This is a genomic window from Ruegeria sp. YKSD179, from assembly GCF_059612885.1.
This window is the reverse complement of the sequence record NZ_JBXWRL010000052.1, coordinates 17,666-37,209: the sequence shown is the minus strand read 5'-3', so window position 1 is coordinate 37,209 and position 19,544 is coordinate 17,666. Positions and strand designations below refer to the sequence as shown.

General features: G+C 57.7%; 18 protein-coding genes and 1 pseudogene. 15 read left to right on the top strand and 4 right to left on the bottom strand.

What is annotated here, in order from left to right; translation table 11 throughout:
• From AC2FNE_RS20100 to AC2FNE_RS20090, 3 genes and pseudogenes are all read right to left on the bottom strand, one after another.
• A pseudogene (locus tag AC2FNE_RS20100) lies at positions 1 to 161 on the bottom strand (IS6 family transposase); the annotation flags it as partial.
• A gap of 61 nt (positions 162 to 222) precedes the next feature.
• The gene (locus AC2FNE_RS20095; protein WP_170608904.1) at positions 223 to 669 is read right to left on the bottom strand and encodes an NUDIX hydrolase; all 447 of its coding nucleotides are present in this window, start codon (positions 667 to 669) and stop codon (positions 223 to 225) included.
• Positions 666 to 2,357: a Na/Pi cotransporter family protein gene (locus AC2FNE_RS20090; RefSeq protein ID WP_496806121.1), complete on the bottom strand. Its 1,692-nt coding sequence runs from the start codon at positions 2,355 to 2,357 to the stop codon at positions 666 to 668. Before AC2FNE_RS20090 ends, AC2FNE_RS20095 begins: the two co-directional genes overlap by 4 nt.
• 142 nt (positions 2,358 to 2,499) lie before the next feature.
• Here AC2FNE_RS20090 and AC2FNE_RS20085 point away from each other — a divergent pair, with 142 nt between their 5' ends.
• The 7 genes from AC2FNE_RS20085 to AC2FNE_RS20055 all read left to right on the top strand — a co-directional run bounded on the left by AC2FNE_RS20085 (position 2,500) and on the right by AC2FNE_RS20055 (position 8,881).
• Positions 2,500 to 3,297, top strand: a complete 798-nt coding sequence (locus AC2FNE_RS20085; RefSeq protein ID WP_170608906.1) for a DeoR/GlpR family DNA-binding transcription regulator — start codon at positions 2,500 to 2,502, stop codon at positions 3,295 to 3,297.
• Positions 3,298 to 3,352: 55 nt separating this feature from the next.
• On the top strand, positions 3,353 to 4,327 hold the full coding sequence (gene phnD, locus AC2FNE_RS20080) for a phosphate/phosphite/phosphonate ABC transporter substrate-binding protein (RefSeq protein WP_170608908.1): 975 nt from the start codon (positions 3,353 to 3,355) through the stop codon (positions 4,325 to 4,327).
• A 61-nt stretch (positions 4,328 to 4,388) separates the two neighbouring features.
• Complete coding sequence (gene phnC / locus AC2FNE_RS20075) at positions 4,389 to 5,186, top strand: phosphonate ABC transporter ATP-binding protein (protein WP_170608910.1); 798 nt, start codon at positions 4,389 to 4,391, stop codon at positions 5,184 to 5,186.
• The gene (gene phnE, locus AC2FNE_RS20070; protein WP_170608912.1) at positions 5,183 to 5,998 is read left to right on the top strand and encodes a phosphonate ABC transporter, permease protein PhnE; all 816 of its coding nucleotides are present in this window, start codon (positions 5,183 to 5,185) and stop codon (positions 5,996 to 5,998) included. The genes phnC and phnE (AC2FNE_RS20070) overlap by 4 nt, the downstream gene beginning before the upstream one ends.
• Complete coding sequence (gene phnE / locus AC2FNE_RS20065; protein WP_496806120.1) at positions 5,998 to 6,813, top strand: phosphonate ABC transporter, permease protein PhnE; 816 nt, start codon at positions 5,998 to 6,000, stop codon at positions 6,811 to 6,813. The genes phnE (AC2FNE_RS20070) and phnE (AC2FNE_RS20065) overlap by 1 nt, the downstream gene beginning before the upstream one ends.
• Positions 6,810 to 7,715: an HAD-IIA family hydrolase gene (locus AC2FNE_RS20060; protein WP_496806119.1), complete on the top strand. Its 906-nt coding sequence runs from the start codon at positions 6,810 to 6,812 to the stop codon at positions 7,713 to 7,715. The genes phnE (AC2FNE_RS20065) and AC2FNE_RS20060 overlap by 4 nt, the downstream gene beginning before the upstream one ends.
• Before the next feature lie 50 nt (positions 7,716 to 7,765).
• Entirely contained in the window at positions 7,766 to 8,881 is a 1,116-nt protein-coding gene (locus tag AC2FNE_RS20055; RefSeq protein ID WP_170608917.1) for an NADH:flavin oxidoreductase/NADH oxidase, read from the top strand.
• 508 nt (positions 8,882 to 9,389) lie between these two features.
• Here the strand turns inward: AC2FNE_RS20055 and AC2FNE_RS20050 are convergent.
• Positions 9,390 to 10,274 carry an HAD-IIA family hydrolase gene (locus AC2FNE_RS20050; protein ID WP_170608918.1) on the bottom strand — a complete coding sequence of 295 codons (885 nt, stop codon included), beginning with the start codon at positions 10,272 to 10,274 and terminating at the stop codon, positions 9,390 to 9,392.
• A 194-nt stretch (positions 10,275 to 10,468) separates the two neighbouring features.
• Here AC2FNE_RS20050 and AC2FNE_RS20045 point away from each other — a divergent pair, with 194 nt between their 5' ends.
• The 8 genes from AC2FNE_RS20045 (at position 10,469) to AC2FNE_RS20010 (ending at position 18,997) form a co-directional block, all read left to right on the top strand.
• Positions 10,469 to 11,245 (top strand): DeoR/GlpR family DNA-binding transcription regulator, encoded by a 777-nt coding sequence (locus AC2FNE_RS20045; protein WP_170491527.1) that lies wholly within the window; start codon positions 10,469 to 10,471, stop codon positions 11,243 to 11,245.
• Positions 11,242 to 12,273: an ABC transporter ATP-binding protein gene (locus AC2FNE_RS20040; RefSeq protein WP_496806118.1), complete on the top strand. Its 1,032-nt coding sequence runs from the start codon at positions 11,242 to 11,244 to the stop codon at positions 12,271 to 12,273. The genes AC2FNE_RS20045 and AC2FNE_RS20040 overlap by 4 nt, the downstream gene beginning before the upstream one ends.
• A gap of 40 nt (positions 12,274 to 12,313) precedes the next feature.
• Positions 12,314 to 13,570 (top strand): ABC transporter substrate-binding protein, encoded by a 1,257-nt coding sequence (locus tag AC2FNE_RS20035; protein WP_170491522.1) that lies wholly within the window; start codon positions 12,314 to 12,316, stop codon positions 13,568 to 13,570.
• A gap of 61 nt (positions 13,571 to 13,631) precedes the next feature.
• Positions 13,632 to 14,525: a carbohydrate ABC transporter permease gene (locus AC2FNE_RS20030; protein ID WP_170491519.1), complete on the top strand. Its 894-nt coding sequence runs from the start codon at positions 13,632 to 13,634 to the stop codon at positions 14,523 to 14,525.
• On the top strand, positions 14,522 to 15,331 hold the full coding sequence (locus tag AC2FNE_RS20025; protein ID WP_170608921.1) for a carbohydrate ABC transporter permease: 810 nt from the start codon (positions 14,522 to 14,524) through the stop codon (positions 15,329 to 15,331). Before AC2FNE_RS20030 ends, AC2FNE_RS20025 begins: the two co-directional genes overlap by 4 nt.
• Positions 15,332 to 15,335: 4 nt before the next feature.
• Positions 15,336 to 16,133 carry a metallophosphoesterase gene (locus tag AC2FNE_RS20020; protein ID WP_496744232.1) on the top strand — a complete coding sequence of 266 codons (798 nt, stop codon included), beginning with the start codon at positions 15,336 to 15,338 and terminating at the stop codon, positions 16,131 to 16,133.
• A gap of 11 nt (positions 16,134 to 16,144) precedes the next feature.
• Complete coding sequence (locus AC2FNE_RS20015; RefSeq protein WP_170608924.1) at positions 16,145 to 17,797, top strand: Na/Pi cotransporter family protein; 1,653 nt, start codon at positions 16,145 to 16,147, stop codon at positions 17,795 to 17,797.
• A gap of 993 nt (positions 17,798 to 18,790) precedes the next feature.
• Complete coding sequence (locus AC2FNE_RS20010) at positions 18,791 to 18,997, top strand: cold-shock protein (protein ID WP_170482233.1); 207 nt, start codon at positions 18,791 to 18,793, stop codon at positions 18,995 to 18,997.
• Positions 18,998 to 19,544 lie beyond the last annotated feature (547 nt).

Sequence of the window (19,544 nt, the reverse complement as noted above, 5' to 3'; positions counted from 1 at the left end):
CACCAGTATCGGACGGTTTCGTGGCTCACGTCGATGCCTCGCTCATGCAGCAGATCTTCGACATTTCGAAGCGAAAGCGGAAATCAGACATAAAGCATCACCGCCAGGCGGTTGATCTCGGGACTGGTTTTGAAGTACTTGAAAGAGGCAGGTTTGGTCATTCCTAAACGCTACGCAACCGCCCTGCCCTGCTCAAGCAAAGTTCTTCTGACAAGACCAATCCTACAATTCCGTCAGCTTCTCCGGGTCCTTCGCCAATGCCCGGAGCAAATCGGTTAGCTCAGGTTCGTCCACCACCTTCGCAGCCTTGGCGAGCGAGAACCAGTGTCTTTTACGCTCGTTGCTCTCTTTCCACCGGCGCTTCAGTTTTTCGACAATCATGGGGTAGACCGTCACACGGCACCAGACTGAGCGCCCGTTTTCGAACCGCTTCTCGTAATGATACGTGCCAATCTGCTCGTCTGAAACGAACCCAACGGCACCGGCTTCCTCAAGCGCTTCAATCTTTGCTGCCTGCCAGGGCTTCTTGCCATCCATTGTCCACCCTTTTGGCATCACCCAGCGCCCGCGATCACGGGACGTGACCATCAGAACCCGCAGCTTGCCGTTATTGTCCCAATGGACAGGCAGCGCCGCAGTCTGTTCGGCCGTGGTTTTTTTCGGACTCATGCCATGCCTCCAGCTTGATTGTGCTGTGCAAGACGACTGCCCAGCAAATCTCCGGTTTCCTCGGCAATCGGATAGGCGACGTAGCTCAGGGCCGCATTCACCTGTTTCAATAGACGTAACACCTCCTGATGAATGTTTGTTGTTTCAATACTCGCCGTGCCACCGTGTTGCAGGCGTTTGAGATGGCGCTCCTGAAGGTGTTGTTCTTCTACCCGGATACGATCCTTTTCTGCCACAAGGTGCCGGGCGGCCTCGGCATCGCCGGTTGTCAAAACCTGAAGCGCAAGCTGGCCGTTGGTGACGACCTGATCGTGGAAATACTCGAGATCGCGCGTCCCTTCGTCCGAGAAAGCAAGAGCGCCGTCGCGCATCTTTTCTGCCAGTGCGATGAGGTTGACGGCGATGCGATCGGCGGCCTCTTCGAGACTGTTGGCCGTCGCGACGATTTCGAGAGTTTTCTTTTCATCCACCTCGGACAGGGCTCGCTCTCGCAACTGCGAAATGTAGATTTTGATCTCGAAGTGCATGCGATCGATCTTGTCTTCACGTATCTCGATCATGCGCGCGGTTTCGGGGCTCCATGTCCGGAACAGATCCATGACCGGCAGCAGCGCAGCTTGAACCATCTCTGCCATCCTCAGCAGTTCCCGCTGTGCGCAGGCCAGTGCCAGCGGCGTGTGATCCAAGGCGCCTTCATCCAGAGCGGTGACCGATGTACCTGCGGCTTCCATCCGTTCTGGTATAACCCGCTCGCCCAAACGGACTAGCGCTCCGACAACGGGGAGCGCCACAATCAGTACGCTTAAATTCAGGACGATGTGCAGGATAATCGCCTGCTGACCAGCGGCGATAGTGGAGAGGGCCGGCTGAGGGAAACCCATAAGCAGGGCAGCGAGGAAGGCGAGCGTGACGCTGCCACGTGCCAGAAGATTGCCGAGGGCAACAATGCGCGCGGGCCTGTCGGACCCTGACAAAATCACAAATGGAATGAAAGCCCCACCAAGGTTGGCCCCGATCACCAACGCGGCGGCGACCGGCGCGGTGATTAGTCCTGCGCTGGCGAAGGTGGCAAAGGTCAACACGGCAGCGAGGCTGGAGTGCATGACCCAGGCCAAAACGGCGGCTAGAACGAACGCACTGACCAGGTCGCTATGGAAATAAGTAGCGATCGCTTGCACGATCTCGTTTCCCGCGACGGGTGCCGTGGCTTGCCGGATCAGGTCCAGCGACAGTAAAACAAGCGAAAACCCGATGAGTATGCGGCCGACCTGCTTGGTTTTACGAGTGCGCGCTTTGAAGAACGTCACGACACCGGCCAACAAGACAAACGGGATGGCATGCTGCACGGGCAGGAAAAGCACCTGCGCGATCAATGCCGAGCCGAGATCGGCTCCAAGGATCAATGCAAGGGCTGCGGGTGTGGCCAACATGCCGGACACTACAAAGCCGGCTCCAATTAGAGCGACGGCCGTCGCACTTTGCATCACCATCGTCGCGAGCATTCCGCCTGACGCTGCGGAGAGGTGGCTTCCCGAAAGAGCCTTCAGGCGCCGCTTCAGTTCCGGCATGAAAGCACGTTCGACGCCTGTCCTGATCAAGCGCACGGACCAGAGCAACAACGCCACAGCGGCGGCAATATGCGTGGCCAGCAAAATCATGGGGCCGCTGACGCGTTTGGTGTCGAGCAATGCAGCACGTCGTTGTGCAAATCCCGAATTTCCCGAGTGTTTTCTGAAATCTCACACCCAAACGTGGTTTATGCAACAAAAATGTTGAAATATCGCCTGAAAGACCACACTCTGCGCCGAGGGGAGAGCCGGGGACGGTCGGATGGCCAAGTCGCAAATCAAGGAAAAGGCCAAAGGGCGCTTCAAGAAAGGGGAGCGGCGGCGGCAGATTTTGCTTGAACTCAAGTTGCGTCCACATGTCCGTATCAGTGACCTGGCTGCGCGCTTCCATGTCTCGACCGAAACAGTGCGGCGGGATGTTGATGCGCTGTCGGATGAAGGTTTGATTGCCCGTGCCCATGGTGGGGTCTCAGCCGCGACGCAGGGACATTACCCCAGCCTCGATGAACGGGAGAGCGCCCGGATCGAAGAGCGTGAACGAATTGGGCGGCGCGCGGCTGAACTCGTTGGTGAAGGCGAGACGGTGATGATCGATTCCGGGTCGACCACGATCCAGATGGCGCGTGCGCTCGCCTATCTTGGTACGCCGTGCACGGTCATCACGAATTCCATTCCTGTGGCCATGACACTTGGGCATGGAACCGCAGAAGTCCTGATCTGCCCGGGCGAATACCTCGCGACTGAATCCGCGGTTGTTGGCACTGAAACGCTTGAGTTTCTTGCACGCTTCAATGTGGATCGCTGCATGATCGGTTCATCGGGCTTTTCCGAAGAGGGCCCCTCGGAATCGGTACGTGGTTTTGCTGCGGTGAAAAGGATGATGCTGAACCGTGCAGCACACCGGCACCTTCTGATCGATTCCCAAAAGTTTGGTCGAAAGGGGTTGGCTCATGTCAGTGACCTGGCTGACTTGAACTCGATTGTGGTCGACAAACGACCACAGGGCGTTTTGATGAGCGCGCTGGAAGCGGCATCTGTCGAAACCGTGGTGGCCGGCTGAGAAACAAAGAAGCACTCTAATCAGAAAACGAAGTCTGAATATCTGGGAGGATAGAATGAAACTGAACATCAAACTTCTGCTTGGCGCGTCCGCCATCGCCATGTTGTCGCTGGGCAGTGCTGCTTCTGCACAAGACTGCCCTCGGGGGGACCTGGATGAGCGCTTCTGCGACGTCGACGGTGACCTGATCGCGGACATCCCAACCGATGAATCCGAGCAGATTGATCCGGACACGCTGATCTTTGCGTTCACACCAGTGGAAGACCCAGCCGTCTATAAATCTGCGTGGTCGGATTTCCTTGAGCATCTGGAAGCGGAAACAGGAAAGGACGTCGTCTTTTTCCCGGTTCAGAACAACGCCGCGCAGATCGAGGCCATGCGCTCGGGTCGCTTGCACATTGCAGGCTTCAATACCGGATCAAACCCGCTAGCAGTGAATTGCGCGGGCTTCAGGTCATTCGCCATCATGGCATCGACGGACGGCAGCTTCGGCTACGAGATGGAGATCATCACCCATCCCGGTTCCGGCATAGAGAAAGTCGAGGACATCAAAGGCAAACAATTGGCCTTTACCTCACCCACCTCGAACTCGGGCTTCAAGGCGCCGTCAGCGATCCTGAAGGCGGACTATGACATGATCCCCGAGCGGGATTTCGAACCGGTTTTCTCGGGCAAGCACGACAACTCGATTCTGGGCGTGGCCAATAAGGACTACATGGCTGCATCGATCGCGAACTCGGTGAAATTCCGCATGATCAGCAGGGACGTCATCAAGGAAGAAGACGTCATCACGATATACAAATCGCAAACCTTCCCGACGACGGGTTACGGCACGGCTCACAACCTCAAGCCCGAGTTGCAGGAAAAGATCCGCAATGCGTTCTTCAACTTCGAGTGGGAAGGCACATCGCTGGAAGAAGAGTTCTCGAAGTCGAACGAGGGCCAGTTCATCCCGATCACCTATCAGGAATACTGGGATGTGATCCGCAAGATCGACGCGGCCAACGGCGTATCCTACGCCTGCGAGTGATATCACCACGCATATGGTGGGCCTGACTTGGCCCGCCAACAGCCCATTGCCGGGATTTTTCATGCTGCGCCTTCAGAAACTAACAAAGACATACAAAACAGGGGATCAGGCGCTTAAGGCGATTGATCTCGACGTGACCAAGGGACAGGTACTAGCGCTGATTGGTCCATCCGGCGCAGGCAAGTCCACAATGATCCGCTGCATCAACCGACTGGTGGAACCAACAAGCGGCTCCGTCATGCTGGACGATGAGGACTTGACCAAACTCGGCTCCGGCGCGCTGCGCAAAGCGCGGCGTGAGATGGGAATGATATTTCAGGAATACGCGTTGGTCGAACGATTGACGGTCATGGAAAATGTGCTGTCAGGGCGGCTTGGTTATGTAGGCTTCTGGCGCTCTTTCCTCCGCCGCTACCCGCAGGCGGATGTGGACGAAGCATTTCGCTTGCTCGACCGCGTCGGTCTTTTGCATATGGCGGACAAACGTGCCGATGAGCTTTCGGGTGGCCAGCGTCAGCGGGTCGGCATCTGCCGGGCGCTGATCCAGAACCCGAAGCTTCTGTTGGTGGACGAGCCGACGGCATCGCTCGATCCGAAGACCAGTCGACAGATCATGCGTCTGATTACCGAGCTTTGCCAAGAGCGCGGACTGGCCGCGATCATCAATATTCACGACGTCGCTTTGGCACAGATGTTCGTGCCCCGTGTGGTTGGCCTGCGCTTCGGTGAGATTGTTTATGACGGCGGCCCAAACGGTTTGACGCCCGACAAGCTGACCGAGATATACGGTGAAGAAGACTGGGAAGCGACCATCGAGAAGGTGGATGAAGACGACGAAGACATCGAGGCGGCGGAATGAGTCATCGCGAACTGGATGACATGCTCGGCAAGGGCTGGCGGAAGCCGCACTTCGTCAAACGCACTTGGCTGCGCTGGGTGCTGATCTTTGGGTTCATTGCCTATCTGATCGCCGCCTTCATGACGATCGAGGTCGACTGGGGCCGTGTCTATGAGGGCCTCGATCGTGGCTGGGCGTTCATACTGGCCTTCACCAGTCCCGACTTCACCTCGCGGTGGGGAGATATCTGGGAAGGACTGCTGGAAAGCATCGTGATGACCGTCGCTGCATCCGTCGTGGGCATCCTGATCTCGATTCCCATCGGCCTCGGGGCAGCGCGCAACATCGCTCCTTTACCCGTCTATATGATCTGCCGTGGGATCGTTGCGATTAGCCGCGCGCTGCAAGAGATTATCGTCGCGATTCTGCTCGTCGCGATCTTCGGGTTCGGCCCGCTAGCTGGTTTCCTGACGCTTTCCTTCGCGACGATCGGCTTTCTGTCAAAACTGCTGGCCGAAGATATCGAGTCGATGGACAAGGTGCAGGCTGAAGCCATCAAGGCCAGTGGCGCGCGCTGGATGCAGTGGATCAATTACGGCGTGCAACCTCAGGTCATGCCCCGCCTTGTTGGCCTGTCGATGTACAGGATCGACATTAACTTTCGGGAAAGTGCGATCCTTGGCCTGGTTGGCGCAGGTGGGATCGGAGCGACGTTGAACACGGCCTTTGACCGATATGAGTATGACACCGCCGCCGCGATCCTTCTGTTGATCATCGGGATCGTGATGGCGCTCGAATACCTCTCGGGCATCATTCGCGCGAGGGTCCAGTAATGCCGGTGTTGGAGCGCGAAGACGCACAAGTCTGGCGGCGACGCACAACGGGGGAGAGCCTTGTCCGCTGGTTCGGCTGGCTGACCGGCGTCGCGATATTCGTGGTGTGCTGGCAGCGTATCTCGGACGCGACGACGTGGTTCTTCGTCTGGGATGCCCCGCGCATCGCCAATGACATCTGGACCCGCGCGACGCCGCCGCGGTGGGCATACATTGCGCAACTCGGGCGCCCGATCTGGGATACTCTCAATATCGCCACGCTTGGCACCCTGATCGCGCTCTGTCTCGCGATACCCGTTGCGTTTCTTGCGGCGCGCAACACCACGCCGTCGGCGCTGTTCGTCCGGCCGATTGCGCTGCTGATCATTGTCTCGACCCGCTCGATCAACTCCCTGATCTGGGCGCTCCTGCTCATCGCGATCATCGGCCCCGGCGTCTTTGCCGGGGTGATTGCAATTGCGATCCGGTCCATCGGTTTTTGCGCCAAGCTTCTTTACGAAGCGATCGAGGAAATTGACCATACCCAAGTGGAGGCCATCACGGCAACAGGCGCGAGCCGCTGGCAAGTCATGGCCTATGGCATCGTTCCGCAGATCCTGCCTGCCTTTGCTGGCATCGCCGTCTTCCGCTGGGACATCAACATCCGCGAGAGTACGGTTCTTGGGCTAGTCGGAGCCGGGGGCATTGGTCTGCAGCTTTCCTCGTCGCTGAACGTCCTCGCCTGGCCACAGGTCAGCCTTATCCTGATCGTGATCCTTGTTGCCGTCGTTGTCAGCGAATGGGTATCTGCCAAGGTGCGGGGTGCGATCATATGATGTCGATCACTGCGGATCAGGCGCTCGACGCATATGAAGCCTCACGGCATCGACTGCCAACGACAACTCCCAAACAGGGTGCTACTGAACGTGTGGTGTCGCTCTCTGTCATCGCTGATCGGTTTGATGTTTTTTTGCTCGATGCCTTCGGTGTCCTGAACGTGGGCGAGAGCGTGATACCCAGCGCGCCTAAGAGCGTTGCCGAGTTGCAGAGCGGGGGCAAACGCGTGCTCGTGGTCTCGAATGCTGCCAGCTTGGACAGTGCAGACCTTTTGAAAAAGTACCGATCGCTCGGGTTTCTGCTTGCCCGGGAGGACATCGTCACAAGCCGCGAAACGCTTTCGTCCATGATGAATGGCAACCGGGAACGGCTTTGGGGTGCGGTTGCGCCGGCCGCTGCGGACTTGAGTGACCTTGGGCTCCCGCAAACACGGTTGTTGGAAGACGATCCGGAGCCTTACGAGGCGTGCGACTCCGTCCTGCTGATAGGAACCGGGGACTGGACGGATGAACGGCAGAACCTGTTGGAAAATGCGGTGCAACGGCAGAGCAAGCCGGTCTTTGTGGCAAACCCGGATATCGTTGCACCGCGTGAAACCGGCTTCTCAGTCGAGCCGGGCCATATCGCGCACAGGCTTGCGGATATCGCCGATATAGAGCCTCAGTTTTATGGCAAACCTTTCGCCAATATCTTTGACTTGGTCTTCGAGCGTTTGGGCGATGTCGACCGCTCGCGCGTTGTCATGGTTGGTGACAGTCTGCACACGGATATCCTCGACGCGCGTGCCTATGGTATTGCGTCGGCTCTCATTCCCGGTTTTGGCTTGTTTGCCGGTGGGAACGCGGATCAGGCCATTGAGCGGACGGGCATCCAACCGGATTTCGTGGTGGACCGTCCGTGATTGCTTGGGCCGCGGCCTGACATGACCCAACATGAACAAGGAAAGTTAGAATGAGTCATCTCTTCTCGTCGTGGAAGCTTGGGTCGCTGGAGCTTGAAAATCGGATCGTCATTGCACCGATGTGTCAGTACTCCGCCGTCGATGGAAACGCGCAGGACTGGCACCTGATCCATATGGGCAATCTTGCTCTGGCGGGCGCTGGGTTGTTCGTTATAGAGGCGACGGCTGTCTCCCCTGAAGGGCGGATTACACCGGATGATCTTGGCCTCTACTCGGAGGAGAATGAAGCCGCATTGAAACGTGTGATCGACGCGGTAACTCGATATTCCGTCTCTCCAATGGTCATCCAGCTTGCGCATGCGGGGCGCAAAGCCTCCAGCCAGGTTCCCTGGGCGGGAGGGGCACAGATCCTGCCGGACCAGCCGTCTGGCTGGAAGGCGGTTGCACCGTCCGCGTTACCTCATGCGCTAGAAGAGGACGCGCCCGTTGCCCTCGACGGCGCGGGGCTGGCCAAGATCAAGAAGGATTTCGCATCGGCTGCCCGGCGATCCGCGGCGCTCGGCTTTCGTGGCATCGAAGTGCATATGGCGCATGGCTATCTGCTGCATCAGTTCCTGTCGCCCATCGCAAACCAAAGATCGGATGCCTACGGCGGGGGTCTGGAAAATCGAATGCGTTTTCCCTTGGAAGTCTTCAATGCTGTCAAGTCCGCCGTGCCGGAAGGTATGCCCGTCTGGGTGCGTGTTTCCGGGACCGATTGGGTCTCGGGCGGATGGGATATCGAGGACACCGTTGCGCTCGGCAATGCCCTAAAGGATCAAGGCTGTGCAGCCATTCACGTGTCGTCCGGAGGTGTGTCGTCGAAACAGGAAATCCCACTGTCCCGTGGCTATCAAGTTTCCCTCGCCGCGAGAGTGAAAAAGGAAGTGGGGCTGCCGACTATTGCAGTCGGACTAATCACCGAGCCGGCACATGCGGAAGCAATCCTAGAAAAGGGTGACGCCGATGCCGTCGCCCTCGCTCGTGGAATGCTCTACAACCCGCGTTGGCCATGGCACGCCGCGGCCGAATTGGGGGCCGAGATCAATGCCCCGCACCAGTACTGGCGCTCGCAACCGCGCGAGTACAAGGCACTTTTCAAGAACCACAAGATTGGTCAGAGATAGAGTGCTTCTCCACGGGTTGCCCGGATGGAGGTTTGGCAAGTCTTTTTGGATCTGCGCCTAACATATTTGAAACACAAGAACAGGCTATTAGGTTTTTGAACGAAAAGGCCTCGTCTCACGTGAGTTGCAAGTTTCCGTCGAAGGCGCAGCACATGTCCCGCTTCTCGGTCATTGCCGAAAGTAGAGTTCCAGGTCTGCTTTGCGGACATCCGGACTTGTGCATTTGCAGCTATTGCTGACGCAGCATCCGCCCTTACGTGCAGCGGCGCTCCTGCTGCGTCGCAGCTTTGATCACCGATGCGGACATTGCGCGCCAGTTTCTTGGGCTCAATCCAAACCAATCTTCCGCTGCATTATGCCTGGATACGATTCCCGCGGGCGTGGCGGACCTAGCTCGCATCCATTCGACAGTCTTGTTAGCGCCACCTTGCTGCCGTTTGGAGACGACACTTGCTAATTGCGACCAAGATAGACATGTGCCCCGTATCCGGGTGGCAACTTGGAGAAATCAGATGCGCGAAAGCCGCCATGTTGGGACAAGCGCCGACCGGGTGCAGAAGTCGCTTACGTTAACACCGCAGAACATCCCATCCCGCTCGACAAGCACGGTACGCCACCCCTGCGCAGCGGCCCCGAGAATATCCGTATGCAGAGTGTCGCCGCACATGGCTATCCGGCCTGGCGCAACGCCAACTAGGCTTTCTTTGACCATCTCAAAGACTTCGGGGAAGGGTTTTCCAAAGAAACTGATATTCGTTAGACCCTTGTCGATCAGCATGTGGCCAAAGTGGCCAGGTTCAAGCGAGAAGCCATGATCGCGTGGGGCCGCGATATCCGCGTTGGCGATTACAACGGGCCGCGGATTGGCCAAGAGGCTCTCAGTTAGGATGCCCTGACGCTCGGAAGTCCAATTTTCAGTCGAAAGAAACAGAATGCCCTCGACCTGGTCATATTCCGACCGGTCACCGTTGAGGCGCAACGTGTCGGCCGAAATGTCCGACAAGTCATCGCTCGACGCGGCAATGCACCCCCAGAGTATGTCATCCAGCCCACGCAGCGTTGCATCGCGACTGGTAATAATTTCCTCTGGTTCAACACGCATGCCCAATTTGCGGAATTTTTCGGTCGCGCAATCATGATTGTAGCTTGCCGCATTTGAAAGGATGCGGATTGCGTGCCCATTATCTCGAAGCTGGTCCAGCCTTTCCGCTGCTCCGGGTATAGGAGTTTCACCGACATTCAAAACACCGAAGGCGTCAAAAACGAAAGCATCTACATCGCCCACTACGTCCAGCAGCGAATTCACCAATTTGGTATCAGCGGCGAAGTTGGCAACCGGAAGACGGTGGCGAACCGACTGATACCTTTCGAAGATGCTGTTTACATCATCCATGTGTTCAGCGCGGTCCCTTTAGAAAGCGGCACGCGTCGTGCGCGTTACTGAACCCATGGTAACGAGAGCAAACAAAAATGAAAGCGAAAACAACAAAACGACATAAATTGCTCTAATATACGAGTTGAGACTGGATTTTTTTGTTGCTTTGTCGCTTTTGTTCGATATTTTTCGAACAAAACATCAGGGATTCGATGGCATCGAAAAAGATCAGACGACGCGATATGATCCAGCAGGTCGTTCAGGAGCGCGGTGGCGTCAGCGTCGGTTCGCTTGCCGAAATGTTGGGCGTTTCCACGCAAACGATCCGCCGAGATATCGACGTCCTGTGTGATGGCAACACGTTGCGTCGGGCGCACGGTCGGATCGAACTCGCCGAAGATCGCCTGAACACGCCATTTGACCAGCGCGCCGGGACCAACCTCGCCAGCAAACGAGCGATTGCTGAAGTTGCAGCAGCACAGATTCCGGACGGCGCGACGCTCTTCATCTCTATTGGGTCGACGGCCTTGAGTGTTGCGCGGGCCCTTCGCTATCGCAAAGAACTGACCATCATTACCAACAACCTCAGCGCGGCCATGACTCTGAGCGAGGAAGTTTCGAATCGCATCATTCTTCCAGGCGGCGAGCTTCGGCTTCCCGACCGCGATTTCATCGGAGAAGAAGTGGTCGACTTTTTCGGGCGCTTCCGTGCCGAATTTGCCCTGTTCGGAACCGCTGGGGTCGGCGAGGACGGCAGGTTGCTTGAATTTCATGAGTCCGAGGTTCGGGCGTCCGAGCGAATGCGGTCCAATGCACAATGCTCGATCCTTGTGATCGACCACAGCAAGTTCGGTCGCCTCGCCCCGGCTGCAGGCGCGATGATCACAGACGTCGATCAGGTGGTGTGCGACCGGCGGCCGGCGGCTGAATTCGATCCGGTCATCGAGGCGCTCGGCGACGGTCTCCTATTCGCGGAGAAGACAGAATGAATAACGTGGCAACCTTCGTTCACGTGGACAACGTCGCCAAGAGGTGGAACGGGCAGCTTGGGGTCGAGAACATTTCGCTTTCGATACCGCGTGGGGCTTTTGTCGCACTCCTTGGCCCCTCGGGCTGCGGAAAGTCAACTACCCTGCGGCTCTTGTCCGGTCTCGAACTGCCGGATGAGGGGCAGATCACCATAGACGGTCGCGACGTGACCAAAGCGGCCCCATCCGAGCGCAATCTTTCGATGGTGTTCCAGTCCTACGCGCTATTCCCGCACCTAAACGTGGCAGAGAACGTGGTCTTTGGATTGAAAGTGCGGAAGGTCGGCGCTGCAGAGCGGCGCGAGAAACTGACCCGCGCTCTCGAGATCACGGGGCTGCTGGGATACGAGGACCGCAAGCCGGGAGAACTTTCGGGCGGTCAGAGGCAACGTGTGGCGCTGGCCCGAGCGATCGTAGCAAACCAGCCGCTCTGTCTGATGGACGAGCCACTCTCCAACCTTGACGCCAAACTGCGCGCCTCTGTCCGCAAGGACATCAAGAAGCTGCAAATCGATCTGGGCATCACGGTCGTCTACGTCACCCATGACCAGACTGAGGCTATGAGCATGGCCGACATGGTTGTGCTGATGAAAGACGGCCACATTCAGCAAACTGGCACCCCGGAAGAGCTGTATTACAAACCCTCAAACACCTTCGTCGCCGAGTTCGTCGGCGCGCCGCCTATGGCGTTGATCGAAGGCTCTGCGTTGCCGGGCTTTGGAGAGGCTGCCCGGATCGGCCTGCGCGCCGAGAACGTTGAGGTCGCCGAGGCTGGAACCGGGCGGATGACCTGCAAAGTTTCGGAATGCGAGTTTCTGGGGTCTGAAACCTTTGTCGGCCTGTCGCATCCAGGCGCGTCCGGACTGACCGTCAGCTTGCCGGGCCTCCGGAACATCCCAGCAGGCGAGGAGATGGAAATTTCTTTCTCTGACAAAGACTTACACTTCTTCGACTCCGCAGGCCAAAGGCTCGCGCAACAAGCCGGGTGACCGGCTATGCAATTCTAATGCATATCCAGGGAGGATACCGATGAACGCATTCAGAAAACTGGGACTGGCCGCCGTGTCAGCCACCGCCCTCGCCGCACCGGCAACGGCGGAAACCGAACTGACCATGTACTATCCGATCGCTGTTGGCGGCGCGCTGACCGAAGTGGTGGACGGGATCGTCGCCGACTTCGAAGCCGCAAACCCTGACATCAAGGTCAACGCGATCTATTCGGGAAACTACGACGACACCCGCGTGCGGGCGCTGTCGGCACTTGCGTCGGGTGAGCCTGCCCAGTTGGCGGTGATGTTCTCCATCGACGCTTATGACCTGATTGAGCAGGACATCATCGTCGCCTTTGATGATATCGAAGGCGTGGACGCAAGTTGGCTCGACAGCTTTTATCCAGCGTTGATGGCCAACGGCAAGATCGAGGGCAAGACCTGGGGCATCCCTTTCCAGCGCTCGACAATCGTGGCCTACTACAACAAGGACATGTTCAAGGCCGCAGGCCTTGATCCCGAAGCACCGCCCACCACCTGGGACGAGATGATCTCGATGGGTAAGGCGCTGACGAAGGACGGCAGCTATGGCCTGATGATCCCGTCCACGGGCTATCCCTATTGGATGTTCCAGGCGCTGGCGATCCAGAACGGTAAGGAAGTGATGTCGGATGACGGTCTGACCACCTATTTCGACGATCCAGCCGTTGTTGAAACGCTGGAGTTCTGGAAATCGCTGAGCCAGGAGCATGGCATCATGCCGACGGGCACCGTGGAATGGGGCACATTGCGCCAGGCCTTCCTTGAAGGGCAGACAGCGATGATGTGGCATTCCACCGGGAACCTGACAGCGGTCAAGAACAACGCCAGCTTTGACTTTGGCGTGGCGGAACTGCCTGCGAATGTGCGCAAGGGATCGCCCACTGGCGGCGGAAACTTCTACGTCTTCAAGGACACCTCGCCCGAGGAACAGGCTGCCGCGCTGAAGCTTATCGAATTCATGACCGCGCCCGAACAGGCGGCGGCATGGTCGATTGGCACCGGCTACATGGGTGTTTCGCCCGCGGCTTATGAAACCGACGCGCTCAAGAACTACACGCAGGAATTCCCGCCAGCTTTGGTGGCCCGCAACCAGCTTGAAAATGCTGTTGCCGAGTTCTCCACCTTCGAGACCGCCCGTGTGCGAGAAGGTCTGAACAACGCGATCCAAGCCGCGCTGACCGATGCGAAGTCCCCGGCGGATGCGCTCGCTGAAGCACAGGCCGCTGCCGTGCGCCTGCTTCGCGACTATCAGTAAGCACTCACGGGCGCCCGGGTGACCGGGCGCCTGATCTTCACTTTTCGCGAAAGTCCGCCTCATGGCCGATCACGTCAGCAACGAACGCCGCAGGCAGGCCATCTATGGATGGATTCTGCTGTCTCCGGCGGCGATCCTGCTCACGACTTTCGCCTTCTACCCTTCGCTTGCGACGCTCTGGTCGAGTCTGTTCAGCCGCGAAACCCGCCGCCGCCCGAGCGAATTCAAAGGGGTCGAGAATTACACCGACCTATTCGCCGATCCGACCTTCTGGAAGGTGGTCACCAACAACCTGATATACGCGGGCGCAACCATACCGATCTCCATTGCCATCGCCCTTGCTATGGCGCTTTGGGCAAATTCCAAGATCCCCGCGCGCGGCTTCATCCGCACCGCCTATTTCACCCCGACCGTGCTGCCAATGATCGCCGCGGCGAACCTGTGGCTGTTCTTCTATACGCCGGGCCTAGGTGTGCTGGACCAGATTGGGGGCCTGTTCGGCCTGCCCAGCGTCAACTGGTTGGGCCAGCCTGAGACAGCGCTTTGGGCTGTGATCATCGTGACAATCTGGAAAGAGGCCGGGTTCTTCATGATCTTTTATCTCGCAGCACTTCAGACGATCCCTGAGGACCTCAAGGAGGCCGCGGACATCGAGGGGTGCAGCCGCTGGACCTACACGCGCCGGATCGTGCTGCCACTCTTGATGCCAACGACGCTCTTCATCATGGTCAACGCACTGATCAACTCGGTCAAGCTGATCGACCACTTGTTCATTCTGACCAAGGGCGGTCCGAATGATGCCTCCAAGCTGATCCTCTACTACATTTGGGAAATGGCCTTTGCCTTCTTTGATGCGCCGCATGCGGCGGCCATGACCATTCTGGTGCTGGTGGTGCTGGGCGTCGTGGCAGGGATCAAGTTCACCATTCTCGACAAGCGGACTCATTACCAATGAACACGCTGACCCGAAACATCGAGGCTTTGGGAGCCCTGCTGCTCGCGATCATCTGGATCTCACCGCTGGTGTTCGCTTTCTGGGCCGCGTTTCACACCACGTCGGACGCGGTAAACTTCAACATCACTTCGCCCTGGACGCTGGATAATTTCCGTACTGCCTGGGCGGGCGCGCCTTGGCTGAAGTATTTTCTCAACACCTTCCTGCTGGTAACGGTCATCCTGATCGGACAGTTCATCGTGACCACTTTGGCGGGATTTGCCTTTGCGCAGGTGCAGTTCCCGGGGCGGGATTTCGTGTTCATCCTAGTGCTGATGCAGCTTTTCATTCTGCCAGAAGTGCTGATCGTCGAAAACTACGCCATGGTTTCGCGCCTTGGACTGTTCGATACGATCCTGGGCGTGGGTATGCCATATATGGCTTCGGCCTTCGGCATCTTCCTGATGCGGCAGGCTTTCAAGGGCGTACCGATTGAGTTGCACGAGGCGGCGCGGGTCGAGGGTTGCGGCTGGGTCGGCATCTTGTGGCGAGTTTATGTGCCCCTCGCCCGGCCGACTTATCTGGCCTATGCCCTTGTTTCGGTCTCGACTCACTGGAACAATTTCCTGTGGCCGCTTATCGTGACCAATTCACCCGACACACGCCCCTTGACAGTTGGCTTGTCGATCTTTGGCGCACCGGAAAACGGCGTCGATATCAGCGTGATCTCTGCCGCCACAATGATGTCGGTCGCCCCGCTCCTGATCGCTTTCCTGATCTTCCAGCGCCAGTTCGTGCAGGCCTTCCTGCGCGCAGGGATCAAGTGAGGCGATGGCCCAGTTTCTGCAACTCAGCGACCTGCATGTGGTAGAGGAAGGCGCACTTGCCTCCAGCGTTTTGGACACTCGCCGCACCCTGACAGCCGTTATAGATCGGCTTTTGGAAATGAAGGCGGCTCTCGATCCGCTGGACGCTTTGCTGGTCTCGGGCGATATCAGCGACGATGGCAGCGCGGACAGCTATGCCTTTGCCAGGGCCGAACTCGAACGTCTCGACATGCCAATTTACGTTGTCCCAGGCAATCACGATGCGCGCGAGCCATTTCGGGCCGCCTTTGCCAATCTCGACGCAACGCCTCCCAGCGGCCTGATCGACTGGGCCACAACCATCGGGGATACGCTTGTTGTCGGTCTGGACACCTTGGTCGAAGGACAGGGCGGCGGCCGCTTGCGCGAAGATAGCCTCGACCTACTGCGCAACGCGCTGGACACGGCGGGTCAAGGTCCGGTGGTCATCATGCTGCATCATCCGCCGATCAAAACCGGGATCCGGTTCATGGATGCAATTGGCCTTGAAAACGCTGAGGCTCTGGAAGCAGAACTTGCTGACACCCGGTGCGACATCACCCTGATCGCGGGTCACGTCCACGGAATTCATCACGGTCTACTTGGCCACCACCGGGTTGCAACCGCACCTTCGGTATGCAGCGGTTTTGCGTTGGATCGGCGGGTCAGTGCCACAGTGGGATTCTTGACAGGGCCAACCGGCTGTGCGGTCATCGACACGGCCCCTGGCGGCATATGGAGCGCGGTGCCTCTCGACCCGTCTGATGGCCCATTTCCATTCTAAGTTGGTGAGCCATGGATAATTCGCCCATCATGATTGCTCTGAACCTTGTCGCCGCGGCCGCCCTTCTGATCTGGGCGGTTCGCCTTGTGCGCACCGGGTTCGAGCGCGCCTTTGGCGGCGAGCTGAGACAATGGCTGAAGCGTTCGACAAGCAACCGTTTCGCTGCCGCCACAACGGGTGCTGCGGCGGCCATGTTTCTGCAAAGCTCCACAGCCGTGGCAATGTTGTTGGCGGGGTTCATGTCCGCAGGCGCAATCAGCGGTGCCGCCGGGCTCGCGATCATGCTTGGTGCGGATCTGGGCTCGGCGATCGTCGTCCAGATCCTGACATCGCCAATCTCGGCCCTGACGCCGCTTCTGCTGATCCTCGGCGTGGTGATCTTTCTGCGCAGTTCCCGCCGAAGCCTCAGGCAGGTCGGGCGCATTCTGATCGGTCTCGCTCTGATCTTTTTGTCACTTGACCTGATCCGCGAAGCAAGCAACCCGTTGGCGCAAAGCGACGCGGCGAAATCGACCATGGCTTATCTCTCAGGAGATGTCTTCACGGCCTTCCTGCTCGCCGCCCTATTTGCCTGGCTGGTTCATTCCAGCGTCGCCGCCGTGCTGCTGTTCGCGACCTTGGCGGCCCAGGGGGTACTACCGCTTGGGGCTGCGGTTGCCATGGTGTTGGGCGCGAATCTGGGCGGTGCCTTCATCGCTTTCTTTTTGACCCTGCATGCAGAAGTCGAAGTGCGGCGCGTCATCCTTGGCAACCTTGTGTTGCGCGGCGGCGGTGCCTGCATCGCGTTGGGTCTGCTGTTCTGGCTTGATGCCGACATCCTTCCCGGTGCGACCGCTCAACAACAGACGCTGAACGTTCATCTCGCCTTTAACGGGGCCCTGCTTTTGGCTGGAATGCTGCTGCTGAAGCCTTCGACGCAATTGGCCGGATTCCTGCTGCCGGTCACCGGTCGCGCGAGCACCGAAGATAACCGTTCTGCCCTCGACCCCACTGTCATGCACCATCCCGCCCGCGCCTTTGCCTGCGCACAGCGCGAACTGGTCGACATCGGCAACCGCATCGAGATCATGTTGAGGGACGCAATGCCTTTGTTTGACAGCTTCGACGAGGACGTTGCCGTGAAGGTCCGTTCGGAGCAACGCACCATTTCGCGCATGTCACATGATCTGAGGGTCTACCTGTCGGGCATTCGAAGCAGCGATCCGAATGAAGACACCGGCACTCGCGCTTTTGATCTCGCCGGGGTGGCAACCAACCTCGAATCCGGTGCAGAAGTGATCTCCCGAAAAATGGTCAGCCTCGCGCGTCAAAAACATCTGGAGAAAACCAACTTCTCGGACGAAGGGCGGCGCGACCTTTCCGAGTTCCACGATCGGGTGCTCAGAAATGTCCAGCATGGCATTGCCGTCCTAATGTCCGAAGACGTCGGAGCGGCGCGCGAACTGGTGGAACAGAAGGAAACGATCCGCGAAATCGAACAGATACTGGAACGCAAGCACCTCACACGGTTGCGTCAGGGCCTTGCCGAGTCGATAGAAACCAGCGCGATCCATATCGATGTCTTGAGATCCCTGAAGATGCTCAACACCGCGTTCGCCATGATCGCATACCCACTTTTAGAAGAGCAAGGCGAACTCCTCGAAAGCCGGCTAGCAGGCGGTTGACCGAACCGGCCTATTGCGAAGATGAGGTAGAAGCTTCAGTTTTCTTCGCGGCCCAGGAAGACCAGCGTTAGGAACCCGGTCGCAATGCTGTTTCGGCTCCGGTGCGACGACGATATATACCGCGCCAGCGAAGTCCGAATTGCAGGTCGGCTTTGTCCCGCCACCTGTGAATTCGACCCCTGATTTTCGCTGCGTTTTGCACGAATGGCCGGTATTCCCGCTGCTTGACGGCACCGGATCTTACCTTCTCGCACCATTTTCCACGCCGCGAGCGCATGCAGCAAGGTCTTGACACTTCTGCTGTGGGCTCGAAGCAGTCGGTCAGCCCAGATCGAACAGACGACAGCTTCCGAGAGCCGAATGGCCGCGCATCGAGCCAAGCCCGTGAAAACGCCAGATCATCTTTAGTCTTGCAAAGTCTGCTTTCGAGACAGCCTCCAAACTCACCCCGCCGCAGCGCCGCAAGTCCGCTTCGAGCCCGAAGGAGACGTTTATGGTGTTGCCTCAGACGTACGCATCGGCGGGGCAAGCAACATTGTCCCCAAAGACGAGCGCTGTTCAGACGTCCCGAGCGAAGAAGTACGTGATCGTCGGCCATTCCAAACCGTCAACGCAGCAAGCACTATGAATTTTTCTGAAAAATTAACTAGTACCTTTGAATTCTCTTGCTTTCAATTTGAGGTTCATCGCACGGTGTCGGGCTTCTTCCTGAGGCAGTCCCGGCCAACTTGGTCAGAGAAGACTTATCCCTAATTGGATTGGTCGGGACTACAAGCTTGGAATGACCAGTTGCAGGCACCATGCCCATTTGAACAGCCGAAGGGAAGATGAAGACGAAGCTTGTAATTCGTATCTCTTGCCGTCATACACCAATAGCGACCGTTATCGCACCTCGACCAGCTGTCTCCATTGAAGGCTTCAGTCTCGATTGCTCTGACTGACGCCAAGGCCACCGCATTACGCGGGTGGCACAATTCAAAAGGAGACGACGGAATGGCCAATGGCACCGTGAAATGGTTCAACACCACCAAAGGGTTCGGATTTATTGCGCCGGAGGACGGCGGCAAGGATGTGTTCGTTCACATCTCGGCCGTCGAACGCTCCGGGCTTACCGGTCTCGCGGACGACCAGAAAGTGACTTTCGATGTCGAGGCTGGCCGCGACGGTCGCAGCAACGCGACGAATATCGCTCTTGCCTGAGTAAGACCAGGCGGGACGGCTGCGCTAGCTGTCCTGCCAAATAATTTGTATCCCGTGGGTGAAAGTTGTCGTTTATGACAGAAAAGAAGCAACCCTTTTTACCGAACAAACGGATTTCCAAAGACGAGCAAACTGACCGAGTAGCGCGCGAGATAATCAGCGATGAAAAGCGGCTCGCGAGGAAAAAACCAAACGGTTGAAGGAAGCCCGTCTTAAACGCGATGCGGAACACTGCGTAGAAGACTGAGCTTAGAAAGCCGATGCCAATTTCCGCGCGTGGTGGACGTTGATCGTATTTATTGTTGGCCAAACGTAAGTTGCGCCGGATCACGTCCTACGAGACTCTACCGGCATCAAGGAAGACAAAAACAACAGCGAACCGGAAAGAATGAGTCAATTTGGTAGGGGCAAGTAAGCTGCTATACTTTTGCGAAAGGATGCCGAGGCTCTCCTTACGTCCCGATCACACGACTTAGCTCGAGGTCATGCGACCGGAACCACCCCATAAAAATGGTTTAGAGAATTATGAGGCTTGCGACACTGCGCA